The organism is Aliamphritea ceti, from assembly GCF_024347215.1.
In the GTDB taxonomy this organism is placed as follows: Bacteria; Pseudomonadota; Gammaproteobacteria; order Pseudomonadales; family Balneatricaceae; genus Amphritea; species Amphritea ceti.
Map to the genome: position 1 here is coordinate 3,060,454 of NZ_AP025282.1, position 19,240 is coordinate 3,079,693.

The following is a 19,240-nucleotide window of genomic DNA, read 5'->3' on the forward strand; positions in this document are numbered from 1 at the left end:
GCCAGACGAGTCAGACTTTAAAAGCGTCTACCGACTTATTTAACTGTCCAGCTATATCTGCCAGACTCTGCGCCAGTTGTTTATTTTCCTGTGAGGTATCGAAGGTATTCTTCGCCAGATCATTAATCTCTACGATGCTAACGTTAATCGTCTCTGCAACTGCAGACTGCTCTTCTGCTGCTGTGGCAATCTGACCGTTCATATCCTGAATACTCACGGCTTCGCCGCCAATCACCGACAGAGCCTGATTAGCATCGGCCGATTTAGCCCCGGTAACTTCCGCACCGCTGGCATTTTGTTCCATCAGTTTCACGGCGTTCATTGCTGCGTTCTGCAAGTTGGTAATCATGTTCTGAATTTCACTGGTACTGGCCTGAGTCTGATTCGCTAAACCACGAATTTCATCAGCAACCACCGCAAAGCCGCGCCCCGCTTCACCGGCACGGGCTGCTTCAATCGCAGCGTTCAGCGCCAATAAGTTAGTCTGCTCAGAAATGCCGTTTATCACATCCAGAATACTGCCAACTCTGTTAGTCTCACTGTCCAGCTGCACGATCACCGTCTGAACATTACCTATGCCTTTAATGAGCTCAGCAATGTTGGTGTTCATCTCAGCCACTACTGTGCTGCCATGACCTGCTGAAGCGTGGGCCTGATTTGCTGAATCCGCTGCTGTCTGCGCACTGCGTGCGACCTCTTCTACCGTCATTGTCATTTCATTCATGGCGGTTGCAGTATGTTCCAATTGCTCCATTTGCTGATGCGAACTCTGATGCACCTGCGCCGCAGATACCATTATGTTTTGCGAAGAGTCACTTAACTGGGCCGCGGTAGTATTAATAGTGCCAACGGTTTGCCGTAAATTAGCAATCATCAGCAACACTTGGGAATAAATACCGGTTTCGTTACCCTTCACCTCTATCGTTCCGCTCAGATCGCCGGCAGCCACCCTCTTCACCAGCGCTTCAATCTCCCGCGGTTCTCCACCAATGGGCAAATACATCAGGCGATGAATAAAGTAATACACCACAACCAACGTCAGCAGAATGAACATCAGTGCCAGTAAACTCGCCAGCTTCAGGTTTGCATTAGATGCCAGCAAGATCTCGTCCCAGGAAACCCAGGCCCATACCGTCCAGCCAAATTCTTCTACACGGGAAGACACCACAAAGTATTCATTACCGTCGAAGAAATAGCTGTGCTCACTGGTTTGCTGATCTTTAAACGGCACATAACTCGGACGCTGCTCATACAAGTTAGTACCAATATAATCAGGATATTTGGCCGCCATAATGAAACCGTCAGCCCGGCTCACAAACAACTGATTATTCTCATCCAGGCCCTGAATAAAATCAGTAATCTCGTTCAGTGCCAGATTAATCGACAACACGCCCACTACCGCGCTGTTTCTGACAATAGGTACCGCTACCGCCATTACCATATTGCCCGAAGCACTCTCGTACGGCGTCGTCATAATCTTTCGTTCACCGGCTAATGCCCGCAGATACCACTCACGCTTTTTCTGTTTAGCATTAAAGTTAGGAATCAAACCGTTTTTATTCACCGAATAAGTACGCCCGTCCTTCAGGCCGACATATGCATTGAGTACTTTAAACTGACTCTTAAGCGCCTCTAGCTGAGGCATCAGCACCTCAGGAGTCACCTCTCCATCTGCCGATATATTCACCTCCCCCGACACCAATTCCAGCGCATCGAACATACGGTTCATCTTCTCACTTATAGCGCTGGAGATAAGAAATGACTGATTCTGCAACCGCTGCTCATAGTCATGAACTGAAGCGGTTTTAAAGTGGTAAAACCCGACCACAGATATGCTGACAATCGCCAGAGCGAACAACATACCAACATAAATTAACAACTTAGCTTTAGCACTCATCAAACATTCTCCCAGGAAATTCCTGACAGAGAATATCGTGTGTACCAGATAAATTTCAAACAAATACTGCCAAAAATGATATTTTAAGTATCATTTTAAAAAAATACGATACTTCACTACTTGTTAGATCACATCTAAATTGTTTAAGCACCCACTTAAATACGAGTCATCGACAGATTCGCGGCATAAGGTATTTAATAAGACTCAAACAGGAATAGGTGAAGCGCTATAGAGATACGTAACAGCAGGGAAAACGAAACTATGAATGAAGGGTGCGTTCACCCACCGCAGACTTCATGAACAGATATTTGGTGGCGTAACACGGCATGTACTCGCTAACGCAGAAACACCACTCTTCATGATGCACTGATCCGTTCGGAAGCAGAGAGGCACCAAAGGAGGCTTAATCGTAATGCTAAGCCTCCTTTTTATGGCACAACTTACTATTTAGCAGCTCATCATACGTTGTAAAAAAACTCAGCAATAAATTAAGCAAAAACTGCTCACTGAAACTTATGAATCGCTTTTTCTAAGAGCAAAAACAAATCATTAAAATCTTCTCTGATTCTCTCATCACCCCACTCATCAACATGTAAAGGATGGTGGTAGCGAAAAGTTGCAATAAAGAGACTACGGGCTGTTGAAGCGCAATCCTGCACGGTAAATGTTCCGTCTTCTACACCAGCTAGCAGGATTATTTCTACTTGCTTAATCATGGCATCGAGATGCTTGAAGATTACATCTTTAGCCATTTGCTGGGCTAGTAAACTATAGGAAGCAAACATCTCGGGATCATCCTGAGCTTTTGCCAACTTTATATCCATCAGGGTTTGGAACCATTCACGTAAGCGCTGCTTTGGTTGAGTGCCACCGTTTGCAATCTCAGCCAAAGGTAAAGTGATTCTCTCAATCCATCTTGTAGTAATTGCTTCATGCAGCGCAGCCTTGGAAACAAAATGCCTATATACAGTTCCATGACTGACATTAAGTGCACGTGCAACATCAACTACTGTGGTTTTACGTGGGCCGAACTTTCGTAGCACATCTTCTGCCACGTCTAATATTTGCTCTTTAGTAAGCATTCTCAAAAACCGAAAAAAAATTAACGTACTCAACATTGCCAACACGCCAGTATGGTACTTACGCAGCAACAAAAATCTTATAAATGCTAACCACCACGGAAGGTATCAGAATAATGCGCAGGTAGCTGGAAGGAATTCAAAAAATATTACCATAAGCCTGATTCACCAAAAAAGTGGCTAGCAGGAACTCCCTTTGCACTATCAACGTTCTACATTTCTCTCATCCTGAATGTATCCCTGATCATTACTGTAATCATAGCGAAGTTTTCAATGTAACAGCATCTTATAACACCTAACGAATAACAAATGACATATTTTGTTTTTTGTCATTTCAATACTGATTCTATACAATTCATTCCGTCATCACATAAGACGCACCAGAATCCAATGTGCCGACACATTCTACGAACCTATTAAATAGTCGCCATAACACTGACTAAATTGCCTCAAATAACTATGTAACAGAGTTCTGGCAGGCATAAATTATGCGGGATATTCAAAACTATGACGTTTGATCTAACACCAACTAAACCTGCTTCCACTGTTGCAGGACGCATGTTCAAATGTATATTCAGGCAAAAAAAGAAAAATCGCATTTGCCCTGAACTACCTAACCTTATCAGCAAAAGAGCATTAGTTACCGGTGGTGTTGCTGGCGTTGGTGAATTCATTTCACGCGGACTTATGGAACGTGGTGCACAGGTTACATCATTGTCGCGAGGGCAATCTTCCGGTACAGGCGCCATACCCGGTATCCATAATCAGTATGTTGATCTGGCTAATCCGGAAACAATTCTTACTGCTGTTGAACTACTCGGGAATACACCTTTCGACTTACTCATTCTTAATGCAGGTCTAGTATCCGCAAAAGCTAAACAAACTGTTACAGGGGTTGAAAATACCTTTGGTATCAATGTTCTCGGGCATCACATTCTCTATCGGTTACTAATTGAGCGGGGCTTACTCACTAAAGATGCACGCATCATCATTACAACCGGCGACATTTATATCAGTACTGATGACTGCTCTCCCGAGATTCCATTTGAAACAACACAAAAAACATATGCCCGCAGTAAACTCGGTAATCTCTGGCAAGTTGCTGAACTTAAAAATCGCTACCCTAATGCCTACCCATTAGCGGTTCATCCTGGTGTTGTTGCCAGCGGTTTAGCTGGCGCAAAAACTGGATTTTCTGCCTGGCTAATGAATAAGGTCCTTGTCTCAGAAAAAGCTGGGGCTCAGGCCTCACTGATTGCAGCAACACAAAACCTTCCCCGTGGCGCTTACTGGCACAACACTTTAGGGCTGGTTGATTTGCCAGCAGACGATCCTGCTCTCGACAAGGAAAAAGCTGCACGTCTATGGGAGCAATTGGAACAGCTAGCCGTCCCATATTTATCCCGTAATCCTTCACTTTAATAAAGCGAGTCCATTACAGTGAAAGCAGTCATTATTACTTTTTTTAGCATTTTTTTAGCATCCTGTATCACCGGTGAAGGCGACGTAAGGGAACAGTCTTCCCACTTTAAAGAAGGCGAATTTAACAACTATAGTCATGCACAAACGCATACTTTTTGGGAAATCGTATGGACGAGCTTAACCACAGATTTTGAAAGAGCAACCTGGCCTGAGCAAGTAAATACTGCTGTTGATGAGTCACCACTTGAACGAGTTGATGGTGACAATGTTCGTATTACATTTATCAATCACGCTACCCTTCTAGTCCAGTCGGGTGGCTATAATATATTGACAGACCCAGTATTCTCAGAAAGAGCCAGCCCTGTATCGTTCATCGGCCCTAAGCGTGTTCACAAGCCCGGCATAGCCCTTAAAAACTTACCTAAAATTGATGCCATCGTAATTAGCCATAACCATTATGATCATTTCGATCTGGACTCTGTAAATACGCTTATTGAAAGAGACACCCCCCAAATATTTACAGGCCTGGGAGTTAGCCAGATACTAGAAAACACAAGCAATGTTACAGAAATGGACTGGGGCCAAAGCGCTCAGGTAGATAAAAATTTCAAACTCTGGTTTCTTGATGTTCAGCACAACTCAGGCCGTTCGTTAACTGACAGAAACACCACTCTTTGGGGAGGTTTCTTATTTGAAGTAGGCAAAAAGAAAATCTACTTTGGCGGCGACACCGGTTATGCCGACCATTATAAGCGTACGTTCGAACGCTTCGGCTCCGTGGATGTGGCCTTTTTACCACTGGGTGCATATTCACCAAGAATCATGTTTAAACCTGTTCATCTCAACCCAGATGAAGCAGTACAGGCACACAAAGACCTTAATGCAAAAGTATCAATCGGCATGCACTTTGGAACATTCCAGCTAAGTGCAGAACCCCGTAATGAGCCTGTAGAACTCCTCGAACGAGCTAAGCTAAAAGCAGGAATTGCAGCATCATCCTTTATAACCCTGGATGTAGGCGTCCCTTATAACCTGTCCAATACATTGTTAGCACAAGCGGACCGATTATAAATAACGGCCCTGTAGACATATTGACGAAGAAGATTCACAAAAAAGTTGTTCAGAGACACAAACAAAAACAGCCGCTCGGCATGATCCGTTAGCGGCTGTTCTCATTAGTATTTGGTAGGACTACCCAGATTCGAACTGGGGACCTCTACCATGTCAAGGTAGCGCTCTAACCAACTGAGCTATAGTCCTGAAGTGGGTCGTATTATAGGCAAATCATTGTTGGACGCAAGCAGTTTTTGTCTGAGTTTGAACAACTTAAGCTTCTGATTAAGACACATTTTTATTCGTTCACGCCATGCGCTGTAGTAATTCAGCTGTGGCTCACAAAACACCCCATACACTCAGCTAAATGCTCAGCACATATTGTTGCTTTACTGAGTACATGAAGGTTACTGACATATGTCTTGTACCTGCCATGCTCACTCCCTATACCAGATCGCTGAAGCATTTATCTAACAGGTTGCTCTATGATTGCTGCTGTTCGCTCTCTGACCTGTGTACTGCTTTTGCTGTTCGGTACCCCGGTGTCCAGTGCGCCCCTGACAATGAAGTACTTTCAGACCAATAGCCGGTATAGCTACCGTTTCGAGCTGATGAAACTTGCGCTGGATAAAACCGCTGCAACTGATGGCGCATATCTGCTTGAACCCACCACTCAAGCTATAACACAGAACCGGGGCTTAAAATCTCTTGAAATGCGCCAGGGTATTAACATTGCCTTTCTCGCTGCCACAAAAGATCGCGAAGCCCGCTTTCTGTCGGTCAAAATTCCGATCCTGCAGGGTATTCTGGGTTACCGAATCGCTATGATTCACCACGATAGCGCTGATACATTTACAGATATCAAAACGCTGGATGATCTGCGTAAACTAAAAGCAGGCTTTGGCAGTCACTGGGCAGATATGTCGATTTTGGAAGCAAATAAACTTCCAGTGATTGGCGTGCCCCGCTACCCCAATTTGTTTTCAATGCTGAATGCCCGGCGCTTTGATTACTTCCCCCGGGGCGTTAACGAGATATATAAAGAACTGAATGAGCGTAAGCAGACATTTCCGCAATTAACTGCCGACCAGGGCTTTGCACTGTATTACCCTTATCCGGTGTTCTTTTATGTGAATAAAAACAATCATGCCCTGGCAGATCGCTTACGCAGAGGCCTTGAACTGGCTGAAGCCGATGGTTCTTTTCATCAGTTGTTTATGCAGCATCACCGGGCGATGATAAACAAAGCTCGCTTTCAGAAACGGCGCATCTTTATACTCAATAATCCTGACCTCCCCCGAGGTCTTCCCCGCCCCAATATAGGTTGGTGGCTTGAAGAAGCTTTTCAGGCAGATTAAGACACCGGTACCTGAGCCCCGTTATGGGTAATTAACGTACTGCAATTATCTGAATTCCCGTTATATTTAAATGATATAGGTGAATAGCTACGTCAGGAGGACGTGTATGAAAGGTGTTATCTTCAACATTCTCGAAGAGATGGTTATTGATAAGTGCGGCATGATGGCCTGGAACGATATTCTCGACAAACTAGGTCAGGATGGCGTTTACACCGCGGGCAAGAGTTATCCGGACGACAAACTCTTTGCTCTGGTAGGCGAAGTATCCGCCCGGTTGGAGCTACCCGCTGAAGCGGTTGTCGGTGCATTTGGAGAGTTTTTGTTTGATCAGTTAGCCCGCCGCTATCCTGTATTTCTGGAAACCCAGGCAACCTTAAAGGACTTCCTGAAGAGTATTGATTCGGTTATCCATGTTGAAGTTCGCAAACTCTACGAATCTCCTGACTTACCAACTATCAGTTACCGTGAACCCGAGGCCAATACACTGGTAATGGAGTACCGCTCCCCCCGCCAGCTTTGTCTGCTGGCGGAAGGCCTGATTCGCGGGGCGGCCAGTCGGTATAAAGAATCCATAGAAATGACCCATCCGGTTTGTACTCATCAGGGGGCGGATCATTGTGACCTGATCATCAAATTTAACGGACCAGCATCATGAGTGATGAAGCAGAAGCTTATAAAAAAGCTTATGCCCGTGAAAAATCTGCCCGGCTGGAAGCCGAGCAGCTGCTGGACGATAAAAGCCGCGAACTGTTCATGAAGCACCAGCAACTGGAAGAAACTAACCGCCAGTTGCAGGAGCAGCACAACATTATCCTGCGAAATGAAAAACTCGCGACCTTAGGCACGCTGTCTGCCGGTGTCGCACACGAAATTAATAATCCGCTGGCCTTTGTTTACAGCAATCTGGGCAGCCTGCACAGCTATATTGAAGGCTATCAGAAGCTTCTCAAACTGGCTCAAACCTGGCAGACCGATGAGCAACTCAAGCCTGAACATAAACAGGCGCTTAGCGAGCTGATCGAAGCGGAAGACCTGACCTTTATCAGCGAAGACATTGTCGAACTTTTAAAAGATTCCCAGGAAGGCCTGGATCGGATGAAAGATATCGTGCAAAACCTACGCCGTTTCGCTCATTCACAGGATACCGACTGGGAAAGCGTCGATATTGTCGATGGACTGGAAAGCACGTTAAAGATACTCAACAGTCAGTTGCAGGATACAGTCACTGTTGAAAAGCACTTCTCTAAATTACCGCTATTACCAGGTAAAGCTAACGAGCTGAATCAAACCTTCCTGAATATTATTGTTAATGCCTGCCATGCTATGAAAAACAGCAAACGGCCAACCCTGCGTATTGAGACTAAAACAGAAGGCAATGAAGCCCTGATTAAGATTACTGACAACGGCTGCGGCATGGATGAAGATGTCATTAAGTCATTGTTCGACCCCTTCTTTACCACTAAGCCAGTTGGCGAAGGGACAGGTATGGGTATGTCGATCAGCTATTCAATTATTAAGGATCATCAGGGGCGCCTGAGCGTTGCCAGTAAACCTGGCGTGGGCACCCGCTTCAGTATTTACCTGCCACTTAAACGAGCAGAAAGCTCTCCTCCTGATACCGTTGCAGCACCGGAACAACTTAGTTAAAAGCCAACGAAAAGCCCTGCCACTACGAGTGCTTCATGCACTTAGTATTGATAGACTTCAGACGCTGGCTTCCTGCGATCGACGGGCACGTGCAGAAACTGGATTCTCAAATGTAGGCGTACTCACCACCTGTTCGGCAAAGGCTTCTGCTGACATTGGGTGTCCCAGTAGGTATCCCTGTACAGCATCACAGCCCGCGGTATGAAGGAAATCATACTGATACTCGTCTTCAACACCTTCAGCAACAACCTTCAGCCCTAACCCCTTGGCCATTGCGATAGACGCAAGAATCAGCTTCTGATCACTCGGGTCGATAGCAAGATCCCGAACAAAACTCCGGTCGATCTTGACCACATCAAACGGGAATTGCTTCAGATAACTTAGCGATGAATAGCCGGTCCCGAAGTCATCCATGGAAAGGAATATCCCCATGTTCTTAACCTGCTGTAATATCGATTCAGTATTAGCATCGTGCTTAACCAGTAAACCTTCGGTTATCTCCAGCACTAACTGATGAGCCGGAAAACCGCTTTCGTCCAGTGCCTGATGCAACTCCTGAACGATATGACCATCTTTAAACTGACGCGGTGATACGTTAACACCCAGCGTAAATTCGCCCTTGAGCTGGTCACTCCATGCCTTTGCCTCACGGCAGGCATTGCTAAGAATCCATTCCCCCAGAGGTACGATCAGACCGGTTTGTTCTGCCACTGGAATAAAGACATCCGGAGGTACCATGCCCAGTTGCTCATTATTCCATCGCACCAGTACTTCAGCACCAAGTAAACGCTGTTCTTTGAATGAATAAATAGGCTGATAATTAAGGTAGACTTCACCCCGTTCAAGAGCACCCCGTAACTGGTCTTCTACTTCAAGACGGTCGGTAATTTCGTTATTCATTTCCGGCACGTAAAAAGCGAAATTATTCCGCCCTTCCGCTTTCACATGATACATAGCAGTGTCAGCCTTTTTCAGCAGCTCTTCCGGCTGAGTGCCATCCTGCGGGGCAACGACCAAACCAATACTGCCTGAAATAAAGTAACTGCGGCCCTGTAAACGAAACTCCATCGCCAACGCTACCAGAATTTTACGGGCTACAACTTCTGCATCGGCCTGGCTTTCCTGATTTTCAAGAATCAGGATAAACTCATCGCCACCATAGCGGGCTAAGGTATCCTCTTCATGAATCACGTCCTGCAAACGTTGAGACACAGATATCAGAAGTTCATCACCAACTTTGTGTCCCAGGCTGTCATTGATCTTTTTAAAGTCATCCAGATCGATAAACATCAAGACGACAAAACTATCACTCAAAATAGCCCTGCCGACTGCACGCTCAAGACGCTGCGTCATGAGTGTTCGGTTAGGTAAGTTCGTCAGTGCATCGAACTGCGCCTGATAACGCACCAGTTTTTCCCGCTGACGCCGAACAGTAATATCCTGCAAATTGATAATTGTTGCCGGGCCATCATCAAGCTGAATTTGTTTCGTATTCAGCTCAACCGGAAAACTCATGCCATCCCGACGAACAGCTTCAGCTTCGATATGCTGTTCACCATTTGCCATCGCTTTAAGTACCAATCCAACCTGAGCACTTCCCCATAAATCCATCATTTCGATACTTAACAGTTCATCGCGGGAATAACCAAACAAGCCCTCCGCAATTTCATTAAAATCGATAATCTGGCTACCACGGTGCATCAGAACGGCTTCACTTGTCGTTTGGGTAAGCTGACGTAAACGCGCTTCACTTATCTGCAACTCATTAATGCTATTAGTCATCTGAGCAATATAAAAGCGCCCTTTATTTACCAGCATCCAGATAACCATGATTAAAATCAGCGCTATTAAAGCCAGCATAGGTAGCACTGAAAAATCTGTGAAATGGCTGGAAGGCAAGTAATTCTCATCTTCCAGATACAACCATCGCCAACCGGGCAGCAACTCTATTTCAGCTACGGATACCCGGTAGGTATTACCAAACTCATCAGTCACTTCTGAAGAGCCGGCTTCCCACACAAAAGGCAATGTTTCGGTAACTTTTTCACCAAACTGACGACCATTAGCCAGTAATTGCTGCTGCCAGTTATCCAGTGGATTCATGCTCTTATAGAGCCACTCACGAATGTTTGAAGCCATAACAATGCTATCGGGAGAGAGTAATACTATTTTTCCCGGCGCGTCTGTGAAGCGTTGTTCTAAGCCACTGATATCAATTTTATTGACGATCACACCCAGTAACTGGCCCTGGTCTTCACGTACCTGATGGGAAAAATACAATCCACGCTTTTTCGTCCGGTAACCCAACGCAGGGTAAATAGAAGAAATGCCCGAAAGTGCTCGCTTGAAATATGGCCGGTAGGCAAAGTTATCGCCCAGAATCTTTTGCTTCAGAGGATTATCATTAACGGCAACCATGTAACCATCCAGGTCCATCAGATAGCACAATGCGGCGGCATTAATTTCACAAATACGGTTGAGTACAGGGGTCGGGTCATTACCTGACTGGGTATAGAAGTTTTTTACCTCGGAAAGGCTGGCCTGCAGACTAAGCTGACGTGACTGAGCACGCAAATAAGCATCCAGTTCTGCGTTTACTTTATCAACGTAATGATCTGCCCGTTCCTTAGACTGATAGACGGCGTCGGTTTCGAGCAACCAGACATAGCCGGCAAAACTGCCAAGCACAGTCAGCAGGCAAAGAAAGGCAAGGGAAAGCTGTATATTTTTAAGCTTCATGACGCAGGCTTATGAACTGACCGGTTGAATTCGCGTTAACATAAGACCCCCTCCAAAAGCTTTGCCGATGATACGTTTAAGCTAACAGAATGGATCAAGGTACAATTTGAGAAAACATAAAATGCTGTAACTGCATGCATAGTACTGCTCCGGGAACGAATCCAGATGTTTAACAACACCCATTCAACTTCCCGTGTTTCCGGCAAACGGCCATTGCTGCACTGCCCGGGCGTATTTACATGAACTTAAAACTAAGCGTACAACGATATGCTGTGTTTATCCTCCACGACAGACAGATAACTCACCAGACTGGGTATCTCTTGCCGTAAAATCAAACTGTTAAGCAAACTCATTAGAAAAACTGCCAAGAGGTAAACCTTGTCAGCATTTAAGGCATATTCATTTAATAAATCATGTTCAACAGGTTGACGATTCATAAAGCCTGTTTTCATATGCCTGGCATCGATAAGATTTATTCAGATAAGGCTATGTTAACCAGCACGGCGCTGCTGAATATATATTCTGAAGTGTTCGCCGAGATTAAACTCCATCTCCCGCAAGCGCTCAATTGCCACTTCATCCATGACCATGCCGGCACTGAGCAATAACACATGCTGTTCACTGAGCAGGTCTCTGGTGAGCTTCATACCCGGTTTAAGCTCAACACTGCCAACATATTCGTCTTTCAGCGTCGCACCTTTACTGCTTAATTCCTGTAAGGCAGTTACCAGTGTTTGCAACGCTTCGGGGTTATAACGTTCAACGGCAGTTTCATGCATATAGTGAATAGCTTCAGCAGTACTGTAAGCCCGTTCAGAATAGCGCCCATTAACCAGCTCTACATAATCATTCACGACGCAAAGATACTGCGCTCCAAGATTAATATCATCGCCCTTCAGGCCATTAGGATAGCCACTGCCATCCAGATACTCTTTATGCTGGCTGATAACTTTACCGGCATCATATAGCGGCTTTACCAACATAATTTGTGCCTGAGCCAGCAAAGGATGGCGCTGAAACAACCGCTGTCGGGCGGGTGCAAGCTGTAAATATGCGGGTTTAATTAGCTGATCATCAAAGCTAAGTTTGCCAATATTACGCAGTTGCCAGGCATAATACAGTTGCTTTAAGTCTCCCCCTTTCAGCGGGCTTAGTTTAGCTACTGTTACCATCAGTTCATTAAGGCGAACATTGTCTTCAGCTAACTGGCCAAGACGGCGTGCAGTTAATGCCGAAAACATCCGTACAACTAAGCGATAACTGCTTTTCAGTTCCGTATGGCTATGCAGCAAACGTGCAGTCCTGTCTTCAACTGCGCCTGCCAGCTTATGGGTGAGTTTTTTAAGCTGTTTGTTGTTCGTTAAGGTAAGTTCATGGAGCTGTTCGTTTTCCCGCTTCAACTTGCCAAGCCGCAGACACTTTTCGACGGCTTCAAGCATTTCATCATCGTCCCAGGGTTTAAGCAGAAAGCGACTGACTTTACCTTTATTGATTGCCCGCACAGTGACTTCTGACTCTACCGAGGCGGTCATGCCTATACGTTCAGTTTCTGGCCAATTGGCGGCGACCTCACTAAGAAACTCATCGCCACTCATATTCGGCATGTTCATATCGCTGATCACCAGATCCATTGGAGTATCCGACAATATGTTTAAACCTGCTTCACCTGAGTCGGCACAGTGAATCTGATGCCCCGTCGATTCCAGCAAACGTTGCAGTGCTGTAAGGTATTCAGGATCATCATCTACCAGAAGTATCGATCTGTACTCAGTATCCATGCCGCTCCCTGTCTGTCTGAAAAACTGGTGTTACCAGCTAAGTTCCTACTCTGCCTGCCGGTTTGCTTTAACAGGCAAATAAATTCTGAACTCAGTTCCCTTACCTGGCTGGCTGATCACCTTAATACTGCCACCATGCTTTTCGATGATGCCATGGCTGATCGAGAGGCCAAGTCCGGTCCCTTCACCTACCTTTTTACTGGTATAGAAGGGCGTGAACAAGTCTTTCATGTTTTCGGCCGCAATCCCGCAACCTGTATCACGTACACTGATAATAATGTTGTCATCACAAAAACGGCTGGCTATAAAAATTTCACCCTTGGCATCTATCGCCTGCACCGCATTCATTAGTAAGTTGATAATAACTTGCTGAAACTGTCCGGCATTAGCATCTATCTCCGGCAAATCACCATAGTCTTCATATACATTGGTTTTGTATTTCAGCTCATTCCAAATCACTTTAAGGGTGTCCTGAATGATCTTATTCATGTCTACCCGGGCCATTTCGGCTTCGCCGACGTGCGCAAAACTCTTCAGGTTAGTCACTATATCTGCAACCCGCTCAACACCTGACTTCGACTCACGAATCAGTTGTGGTGCGTCTTCTATGATGTAACCAATATCAGCAGCATGGCGTAGTTCTGCCAATTTACTTCGCTGCTCAGGCAAAGCATCTAACCATTCAGGGCTGTGTTTATCGATGTATTGCTGATAACGCAGAATAGATTCTAGGTAGCCTTCCAAAGTTGCCAGGTTACTTTTGACGTAACCGATCGGATTATTAATCTCATGAGCAACTCCAGCCGCCAGCGTACCCAGGCTTGCCATCTTCTCGGCGTGTACTAACTGGTCCTGACTCTGCTGTAATTGCTGGTTGATGTGCGCTAAATCCTGATTAGAACTTTTTAGCTGCTGCTCCCGCTGATCAATACGTCGCAACAACCGGTTAAAACCTTTCGCTACATCCTGTACTTCTCGCCAGGCGCTGGTCTCATCAATAGGATCTTTATTCTTCTTAATGCTTAAGCGACGAATTTCCTGCTGTAAATATAAAATAGGTTTGGCGATAGCTCTCTGCCCCCAACGGTATGCCAGCAACACCATCACCGTCGCTACCGAGGCCACCAGCACAACCAGCTGCAACAAAATTTCCCAGCGCTGCTGGCGCAATAAAGTGTCATCAACCTGAAACTCAAACTGCAAATTCTGGGCTGGCCAGTCAGCCACGTACACGGCTGAATCTGCTTGCGGCTGCCCGTAATGCGCGATTTCTTTACTACCCTGCATCAAACGAATATGCATATCACTGATGCGCTCATTCAGCTGATAAGCATTGCTCATAGCACTCAGTGGAACCTCTGTAACTAACGCCCCTTCCACAAACCCCTGGTATTCCACAGGAATAACAATGCACCAGTAATATTCATCACCAATGGGATGCAACATGACTAACTCTGCAACTTCACCACTGATGACTTTTTGCATCCATGGCTTATGGCTGTAATCAGCTTCTAATTCTGGTTTAGTAGAAAAAACGGTTCGACCTTGAAAGTCCACCAGTGTCTCTTTGTACTGACGACCAAGTACAGACAGATTTTGCATAAAATCACTAACATACCCCTGCATTGACTCTGGCTGTAACACCCCCTGACGCATCACAGGAAATGCAGCATGATCACGCAATACCACCAGCTGGTTAGCCAGAAAACGATCAAACTCTGCCACCAGTATCTGGCTTTCATGCTGTAAATGATCTTCTCTCAGCTGCTGCATCACGCCATTAACCCGTAACCCGACAAGCAACACCACCAATATGCCCATCACCGCAATACTTAACGCCGTCAAACGTGCGACGCCCCGGGCAATACTGGGTTTACGCGGCTTATTTGATCTGAGAGTTTTACCAGACTTTCGTTCTGATCTTTGCTCTACCGACATATTCATTCAGACTCCAGAATGATATTGCCCTGCTGATTGAAGTACGCCATGCGCAAATCACTCAGCCCGAGGGCTTCATGGGCATCCGGCCGTTGTGGAAGATAAGCTGTAAAAGGCTGTTTATAGGTCTTTATCAGGCCTTTTACGGATACTTGTAAGTTATTTAACGCATCACGAATATTGGCACGGTCGGTGACTACGTCACCGCTCAATCCTGCCTGCTGAATAGCCGCAATTAATACCCGGGTAAGATCATAAGCATGTATAAAACCGGCTGGAGCTTTTATATCTCTGGGGCTGACTAAACCATCAAAGTTTATTCGTGCCTGCTGCAAGACCTGCTCAGCTAATGGCGCCCGTGGCAATTCAAAAAATGAAAAACGGGTCTGGATAAACTTCAGATCAGCAAGCGCTCGCGCTTCAGCGGAAACATCGATGGCAAAATCACCGCCGGTGATGCCCCAATGGCTACGTACGGGTAAACTCAGTGAAGGATCCTCCGCCATTGCCTGTAACAGAACCTTACCTTCAGGGGCATTCGCCACCAGAAAAATCACATCAGCACCGGATTGCCTGGCTTGTCTCAACATTGTTTTGGCGTTGTACTTACCCAATGACCAGTTAAACCAACCAATGCCTGCTACTTCTATACCTCTGTCAGCCAACGCCTTGAGCATGTTTTTTTCATTTGAACGTCCCCAGCCAGTATTTTCCAATAGCAAATACGGCTGCCTAAAACCTTCTTCATCAACCGCGTGAGCGGTTATGAACTCCCCGGCTTTGCTGTCATCTACGGACAACCGGTAAATCCAGTTATCAACGCCGTTACTGCGGGTGATGGGCGCCGCTGCCGCCCAGGGATCAAGCAAAAGAATCTTTTGCTGATTAATAAATGCTTTGTTGGCCAACAGAGGCGGTGAATGCAATCCACCAAATACCAGTAACCCCTGATCATCCTCTAAGAAGGATTTCAGGTTAACCTTACTACGGGATGAGTTACCCCGGTGATCTCGAATAACTATTTCAAACTGATAGCCTTGCAGCTGAAAATCATGCTCTTGCAGTGCGGTATAAATACCCCTGTAAATCGACTGAGTCGCATTTCTGGAAATACTGTTATCTGCATCAATATACAAACGCATCAGTTTTTGTTGCGCCCCGGCCCCGGCTTCTGACGATTGTTCAGTCTCAGCATCTGTCTGTGCAATCAGTGGTAAAGCCATACAGCACAGCATCAAAAAAATGATTAAACGTATCAGCATATCGATTACTCCATACTAAGCAGCCTGCTTAATTCAAGATGTAGTCTCGCGATTCTTTATATCCGGGTTATCTGTTTCAGAGGACTTGGCGACTGAGCCTTTCGCCAACGGTCTTTCTTTTAACGAGCTTTCCTTTAACAAACTTTCTTTTAATAAGCCTTGTACCCGCTCACGCAGCTGTAGGTTATCAAAAGGCTTCGCCAGTACCTCATCAGCTCCTGTATCCAGCGCTTGTTTCAGTTTGGCCGGCGCCAGTGCAGATATCACCAAGATCCGGCAGTGACGAATCTGTCGGTTACCCCGGATATATCGAATAACTTCATAGCCATCCAGACCTGGCATGCTCAGATCAAGCAGCACGATATCCGGCTTTTCCTGCAGCAACAGACTACCTGCCTGAAAACCATCAGCAGCTTCATGCAGCTCCCACTGCAGTGGCCGAAGCACACGACTGATTGCCCGACGAACTTCTTTCTCATCATCGACAATCAGAACTTTCGGCCTCGCTGGGCTTTCAGCAGTTTTAACATCTGCTGACTGAGCCGTATCAGTATCCGTTCGGTTAAGCTCTGCAGGAATTGGCAAGCTATTTTCCTGCAGAAAATTTATAAAATCGGCTTCAAGTATACGGTGGTTACCGCCAGGTAAACGGAAGGCTTTCAGCTTACCGCTGTTAATCCAGCGCAACACTGTACGGGGATTCACGTTACATAAGCTGGCAATTACACCACTGGTCAATGTCTGCATAGTTTCTCCTTGCTGCCTCCTATCATAGAACATTTTCAGACAATTGCGACTTATCAGACAAATCGGACATTTGTGACAAAACGGACTCAATCACACCGGTATGATGCTTATCTTCAAATTTCAGACATAAAAAAACCCGGCAACTGCCAGGCTTTTTACTGATTCAAAATCTACAAACCACTGTGTTTGAGTTTTTCCAGTTGGTCGCGGAAATGCGCCGCGGTCTCAAACTCCAGATTTTTCGCCGCCTCATACATCTGATCTTCAAGCTTGCTAAGTGCTTTAGCCAACTCTGCACCGCTCAACTTAGATGCATCCAGGGTATATTCAGCGGTAGCTTCAGCCACTTTCTTAGAAGCTTTGTTACTCTTCTTACGGCCAGGAATATACGCGGCACCTTCCATAATATCGGCAACTGACTTCGTAATGCCTTTCGGAACAATACCGTTCTTCTTATTGTGCTCGATCTGCTTTTCACGACGACGCTCTGTTTCATCCATCGCCCGTTGCATAGACCCGGTTACACGGTCGGCATAAAGAATTGCCCGGCCATTGATATTTCGCGCCGCACGGCCAATGGTCTGAATCATTGATGTTTCAGAACGCAGGAAGCCTTCTTTGTCCGCATCAAGAATTGCCACTAAACCAACTTCAGGCATGTCGATACCTTCCCGCAGCAGGTTAATCCCCACCAACACATCAAACTCACCGATACGTAAATCACGAATAATTTCTACCCGTTCAACGGTATCAATGTCTGAGTGCAGGTAACGAACTCTTACACCATGTTCGTCTAAATAATCGGTTAGATCTTCAGCCATACGCTTAGTCAAAACAGTGACAATAACTCGTTCGCCATTCGCTGCGACTTTATTAATCTCACCTAACAGATTATCAACCTGTGTTTGTGCAGGCCGGACTTCTACCACAGGGTCAAGCAGCCCCGTTGGTCGCACAACTTGCTCAACTACCTGACCCGCATTCGCTGCTTCATACTTACTCGGCGTCGCAGACACAAAAATCACCTGAGGCGAGATAGACTCCCACTCATCAAAACGCATCGGCCGGTTATCCAGTGCCGAAGGCAAACGGAAACCGTATTCCACTAACGTTTCTTTCCGCGAACGGTCACCTTTATACATTGCACCTAGCTGCGGCACAGTTACATGTGACTCATCCATTACCAATAATGCGTTGTCTGGCAAATAATCAAACAGTGTTGGTGGCGCCGCACCAGGGTCTCGACCTGACAGATAACGTGAATAGTTTTCGATCCCCGAGCAGTAACCCAGCTCCATGATCATTTCCATATCATAGAGGGTGCGCTGTTCCAGACGCTGTGCTTCTACCAGTTTATCGTTATCACGTAACTGTTTAAGCCGGTCCTGTAATTCAACTTTGATTTTATCAACCGCGCCGACCAGAATTTCCCGTGGAGTTACATAGTGAGACTTAGGATAAATCGTGGCACGGGGGACTTTACGCAGCACTTCACCGGTCAATGGGTCAAAGTAACTGATATTTTCTACTTCATCATCAAACAGCTCGATACGTACCGCTTCTTTTTCAGATTCAGCCGGAAACACATCAATCACATCGCCACGTACCCGGTAAGTGCCCCGGTGTAATTCGATATCATTACGGGTGTACTGCAGCTCGGCTAAGCGGCGCAAAATAAAGCGCTGATCAACTTCATCACCACGGTCAAGGTGCAGCATCATACCCAGATAAGACTTAGGATCACCCAGACCATAAATCGCTGAAACGGTCGCAACAATGATCGCATCTTCTCGCTCCAGCAAAGCTTTAGTCGCTGAAAGTCGCATCTGTTCAATGTGATCGTTTATTGAGGCATCTTTCTCAATGAAAGTATCTGAAGAAGGTACATAGGCTTCTGGCTGATAGTAATCATAGTAGGAAACGAAATACTCAACTGAGTTGTTCGGAAAGAACTCTCTGAACTCACCATATAACTGAGCCGCCAGTGTTTTATTATGCGCCATCACGATTGTTGGCCGCTGTAACTCAGCAATAACATTCGCAATAGTGAAAGTTTTACCTGAGCCTGTTACCCCAAGTAAAGTCTGTGAGGTCAGTCCTGCATTGATGCCTGTTACCAGACCTTCGATCGCTGCCGGCTGATCACCGGCAGGCTGAAAATTCGACTTTACCTGAAAGCGTTGCTTCATAATGTAATTTCGCTTGTACCACAGAAGATTGAGACAATCCGGCATTATACCCGGCTGGCAGAAAGCGGGACAAACGAATGTGTCCCCTGATTTTAAAAAACACTGCCATATTTCAGAAATATGTCGTTTTT

Annotated in this window: 13 protein-coding genes and 1 tRNA gene; 5 read left to right on the top strand and 9 right to left on the bottom strand. The window is 45.9% G+C overall.

The features are described from left to right. Positions 1-10 precede the first annotated feature (10 nt). Together OCU49_RS14065 and OCU49_RS14070 are read right to left on the bottom strand one after the other, a co-directional pair. Positions 11-1,897: a methyl-accepting chemotaxis protein gene (locus OCU49_RS14065; RefSeq protein ID WP_261841198.1), complete on the bottom strand. Its 1,887-nt coding sequence runs from the start codon at positions 1,895-1,897 to the stop codon at positions 11-13. A gap of 503 nt (positions 1,898-2,400) precedes the next feature. Then, positions 2,401-2,979: a TetR/AcrR family transcriptional regulator gene (locus tag OCU49_RS14070; RefSeq protein ID WP_261841199.1), complete on the bottom strand. Its 579-nt coding sequence runs from the start codon at positions 2,977-2,979 to the stop codon at positions 2,401-2,403. Between the two features lie 504 nt (positions 2,980-3,483). On the opposite strand from OCU49_RS14070, the gene OCU49_RS14075 reads away from it, so the two are divergent. Both OCU49_RS14075 and OCU49_RS14080 read left to right on the top strand, forming a co-directional pair. Beyond that, on the top strand, positions 3,484-4,398 hold the full coding sequence (locus OCU49_RS14075; RefSeq protein WP_261841200.1) for an SDR family NAD(P)-dependent oxidoreductase: 915 nt from the start codon (positions 3,484-3,486) through the stop codon (positions 4,396-4,398). A gap of 18 nt (positions 4,399-4,416) precedes the next feature. Then, positions 4,417-5,469: an MBL fold metallo-hydrolase gene (locus OCU49_RS14080; protein WP_261841201.1), complete on the top strand. Its 1,053-nt coding sequence runs from the start codon at positions 4,417-4,419 to the stop codon at positions 5,467-5,469. A gap of 112 nt (positions 5,470-5,581) precedes the next feature. Here OCU49_RS14080 and OCU49_RS14085 read toward each other — a convergent pair. Further along, positions 5,582-5,658: transfer RNA gene (locus tag OCU49_RS14085), tRNA-Val, on the bottom strand. Between the two features lie 278 nt (positions 5,659-5,936). Here OCU49_RS14085 and OCU49_RS14090 point away from each other — a divergent pair. The 3 genes from OCU49_RS14090 to OCU49_RS14100 all read left to right on the top strand — a co-directional run bounded on the left by OCU49_RS14090 (position 5,937) and on the right by OCU49_RS14100 (position 8,456). Then, positions 5,937-6,809 (top strand): transporter substrate-binding domain-containing protein, encoded by an 873-nt coding sequence (locus OCU49_RS14090; RefSeq protein ID WP_261841202.1) that lies wholly within the window; start codon positions 5,937-5,939, stop codon positions 6,807-6,809. Between the two features lie 106 nt (positions 6,810-6,915). Further along, the gene (locus OCU49_RS14095; RefSeq protein ID WP_261841203.1) at positions 6,916-7,464 is read left to right on the top strand and encodes a heme NO-binding domain-containing protein; all 549 of its coding nucleotides are present in this window, start codon (positions 6,916-6,918) and stop codon (positions 7,462-7,464) included. Then, positions 7,461-8,456, top strand: a complete 996-nt coding sequence (locus OCU49_RS14100; RefSeq protein WP_261841204.1) for a sensor histidine kinase — start codon at positions 7,461-7,463, stop codon at positions 8,454-8,456. The genes OCU49_RS14095 and OCU49_RS14100 overlap by 4 nt, the downstream gene beginning before the upstream one ends. Before the next feature lie 57 nt (positions 8,457-8,513). On the opposite strand, the gene OCU49_RS14105 is transcribed toward OCU49_RS14100, so the two are convergent. The 6 genes from OCU49_RS14105 to uvrB all read right to left on the bottom strand — a co-directional run bounded on the left by OCU49_RS14105 (position 8,514) and on the right by uvrB (position 19,109). Continuing rightward, positions 8,514-11,195 carry a bifunctional diguanylate cyclase/phosphodiesterase gene (locus tag OCU49_RS14105; RefSeq protein WP_261841205.1) on the bottom strand — a complete coding sequence of 894 codons (2,682 nt, stop codon included), beginning with the start codon at positions 11,193-11,195 and terminating at the stop codon, positions 8,514-8,516. Between the two features lie 491 nt (positions 11,196-11,686). Next, entirely contained in the window at positions 11,687-12,973 is a 1,287-nt protein-coding gene (gene nosR, locus OCU49_RS14110) for a response regulator c-di-GMP phosphodiesterase, NosR family (RefSeq protein WP_261841206.1), read from the bottom strand. 45 nt (positions 12,974-13,018) lie between these two features. Next, positions 13,019-14,917, bottom strand: a complete 1,899-nt coding sequence (locus OCU49_RS14115) for a sensor histidine kinase (protein ID WP_261841207.1) — start codon at positions 14,915-14,917, stop codon at positions 13,019-13,021. Further along, positions 14,914-16,173, bottom strand: coding sequence for an ABC transporter substrate-binding protein (locus tag OCU49_RS14120; RefSeq protein WP_261841208.1), 1,260 nt, complete (start codon positions 16,171-16,173; stop codon positions 14,914-14,916). Before OCU49_RS14120 ends, OCU49_RS14115 begins: the two co-directional genes overlap by 4 nt. A 33-nt stretch (positions 16,174-16,206) precedes the next feature. Beyond that, the gene (locus tag OCU49_RS14125) at positions 16,207-16,920 is read right to left on the bottom strand and encodes a response regulator (protein ID WP_261841209.1); all 714 of its coding nucleotides are present in this window, start codon (positions 16,918-16,920) and stop codon (positions 16,207-16,209) included. 170 nt (positions 16,921-17,090) lie between these two features. Next, positions 17,091-19,109: an excinuclease ABC subunit UvrB gene (gene uvrB / locus OCU49_RS14130; RefSeq protein ID WP_261841210.1), complete on the bottom strand. Its 2,019-nt coding sequence runs from the start codon at positions 19,107-19,109 to the stop codon at positions 17,091-17,093. Between the last annotated feature and the right edge of the window lie 131 nt (positions 19,110-19,240).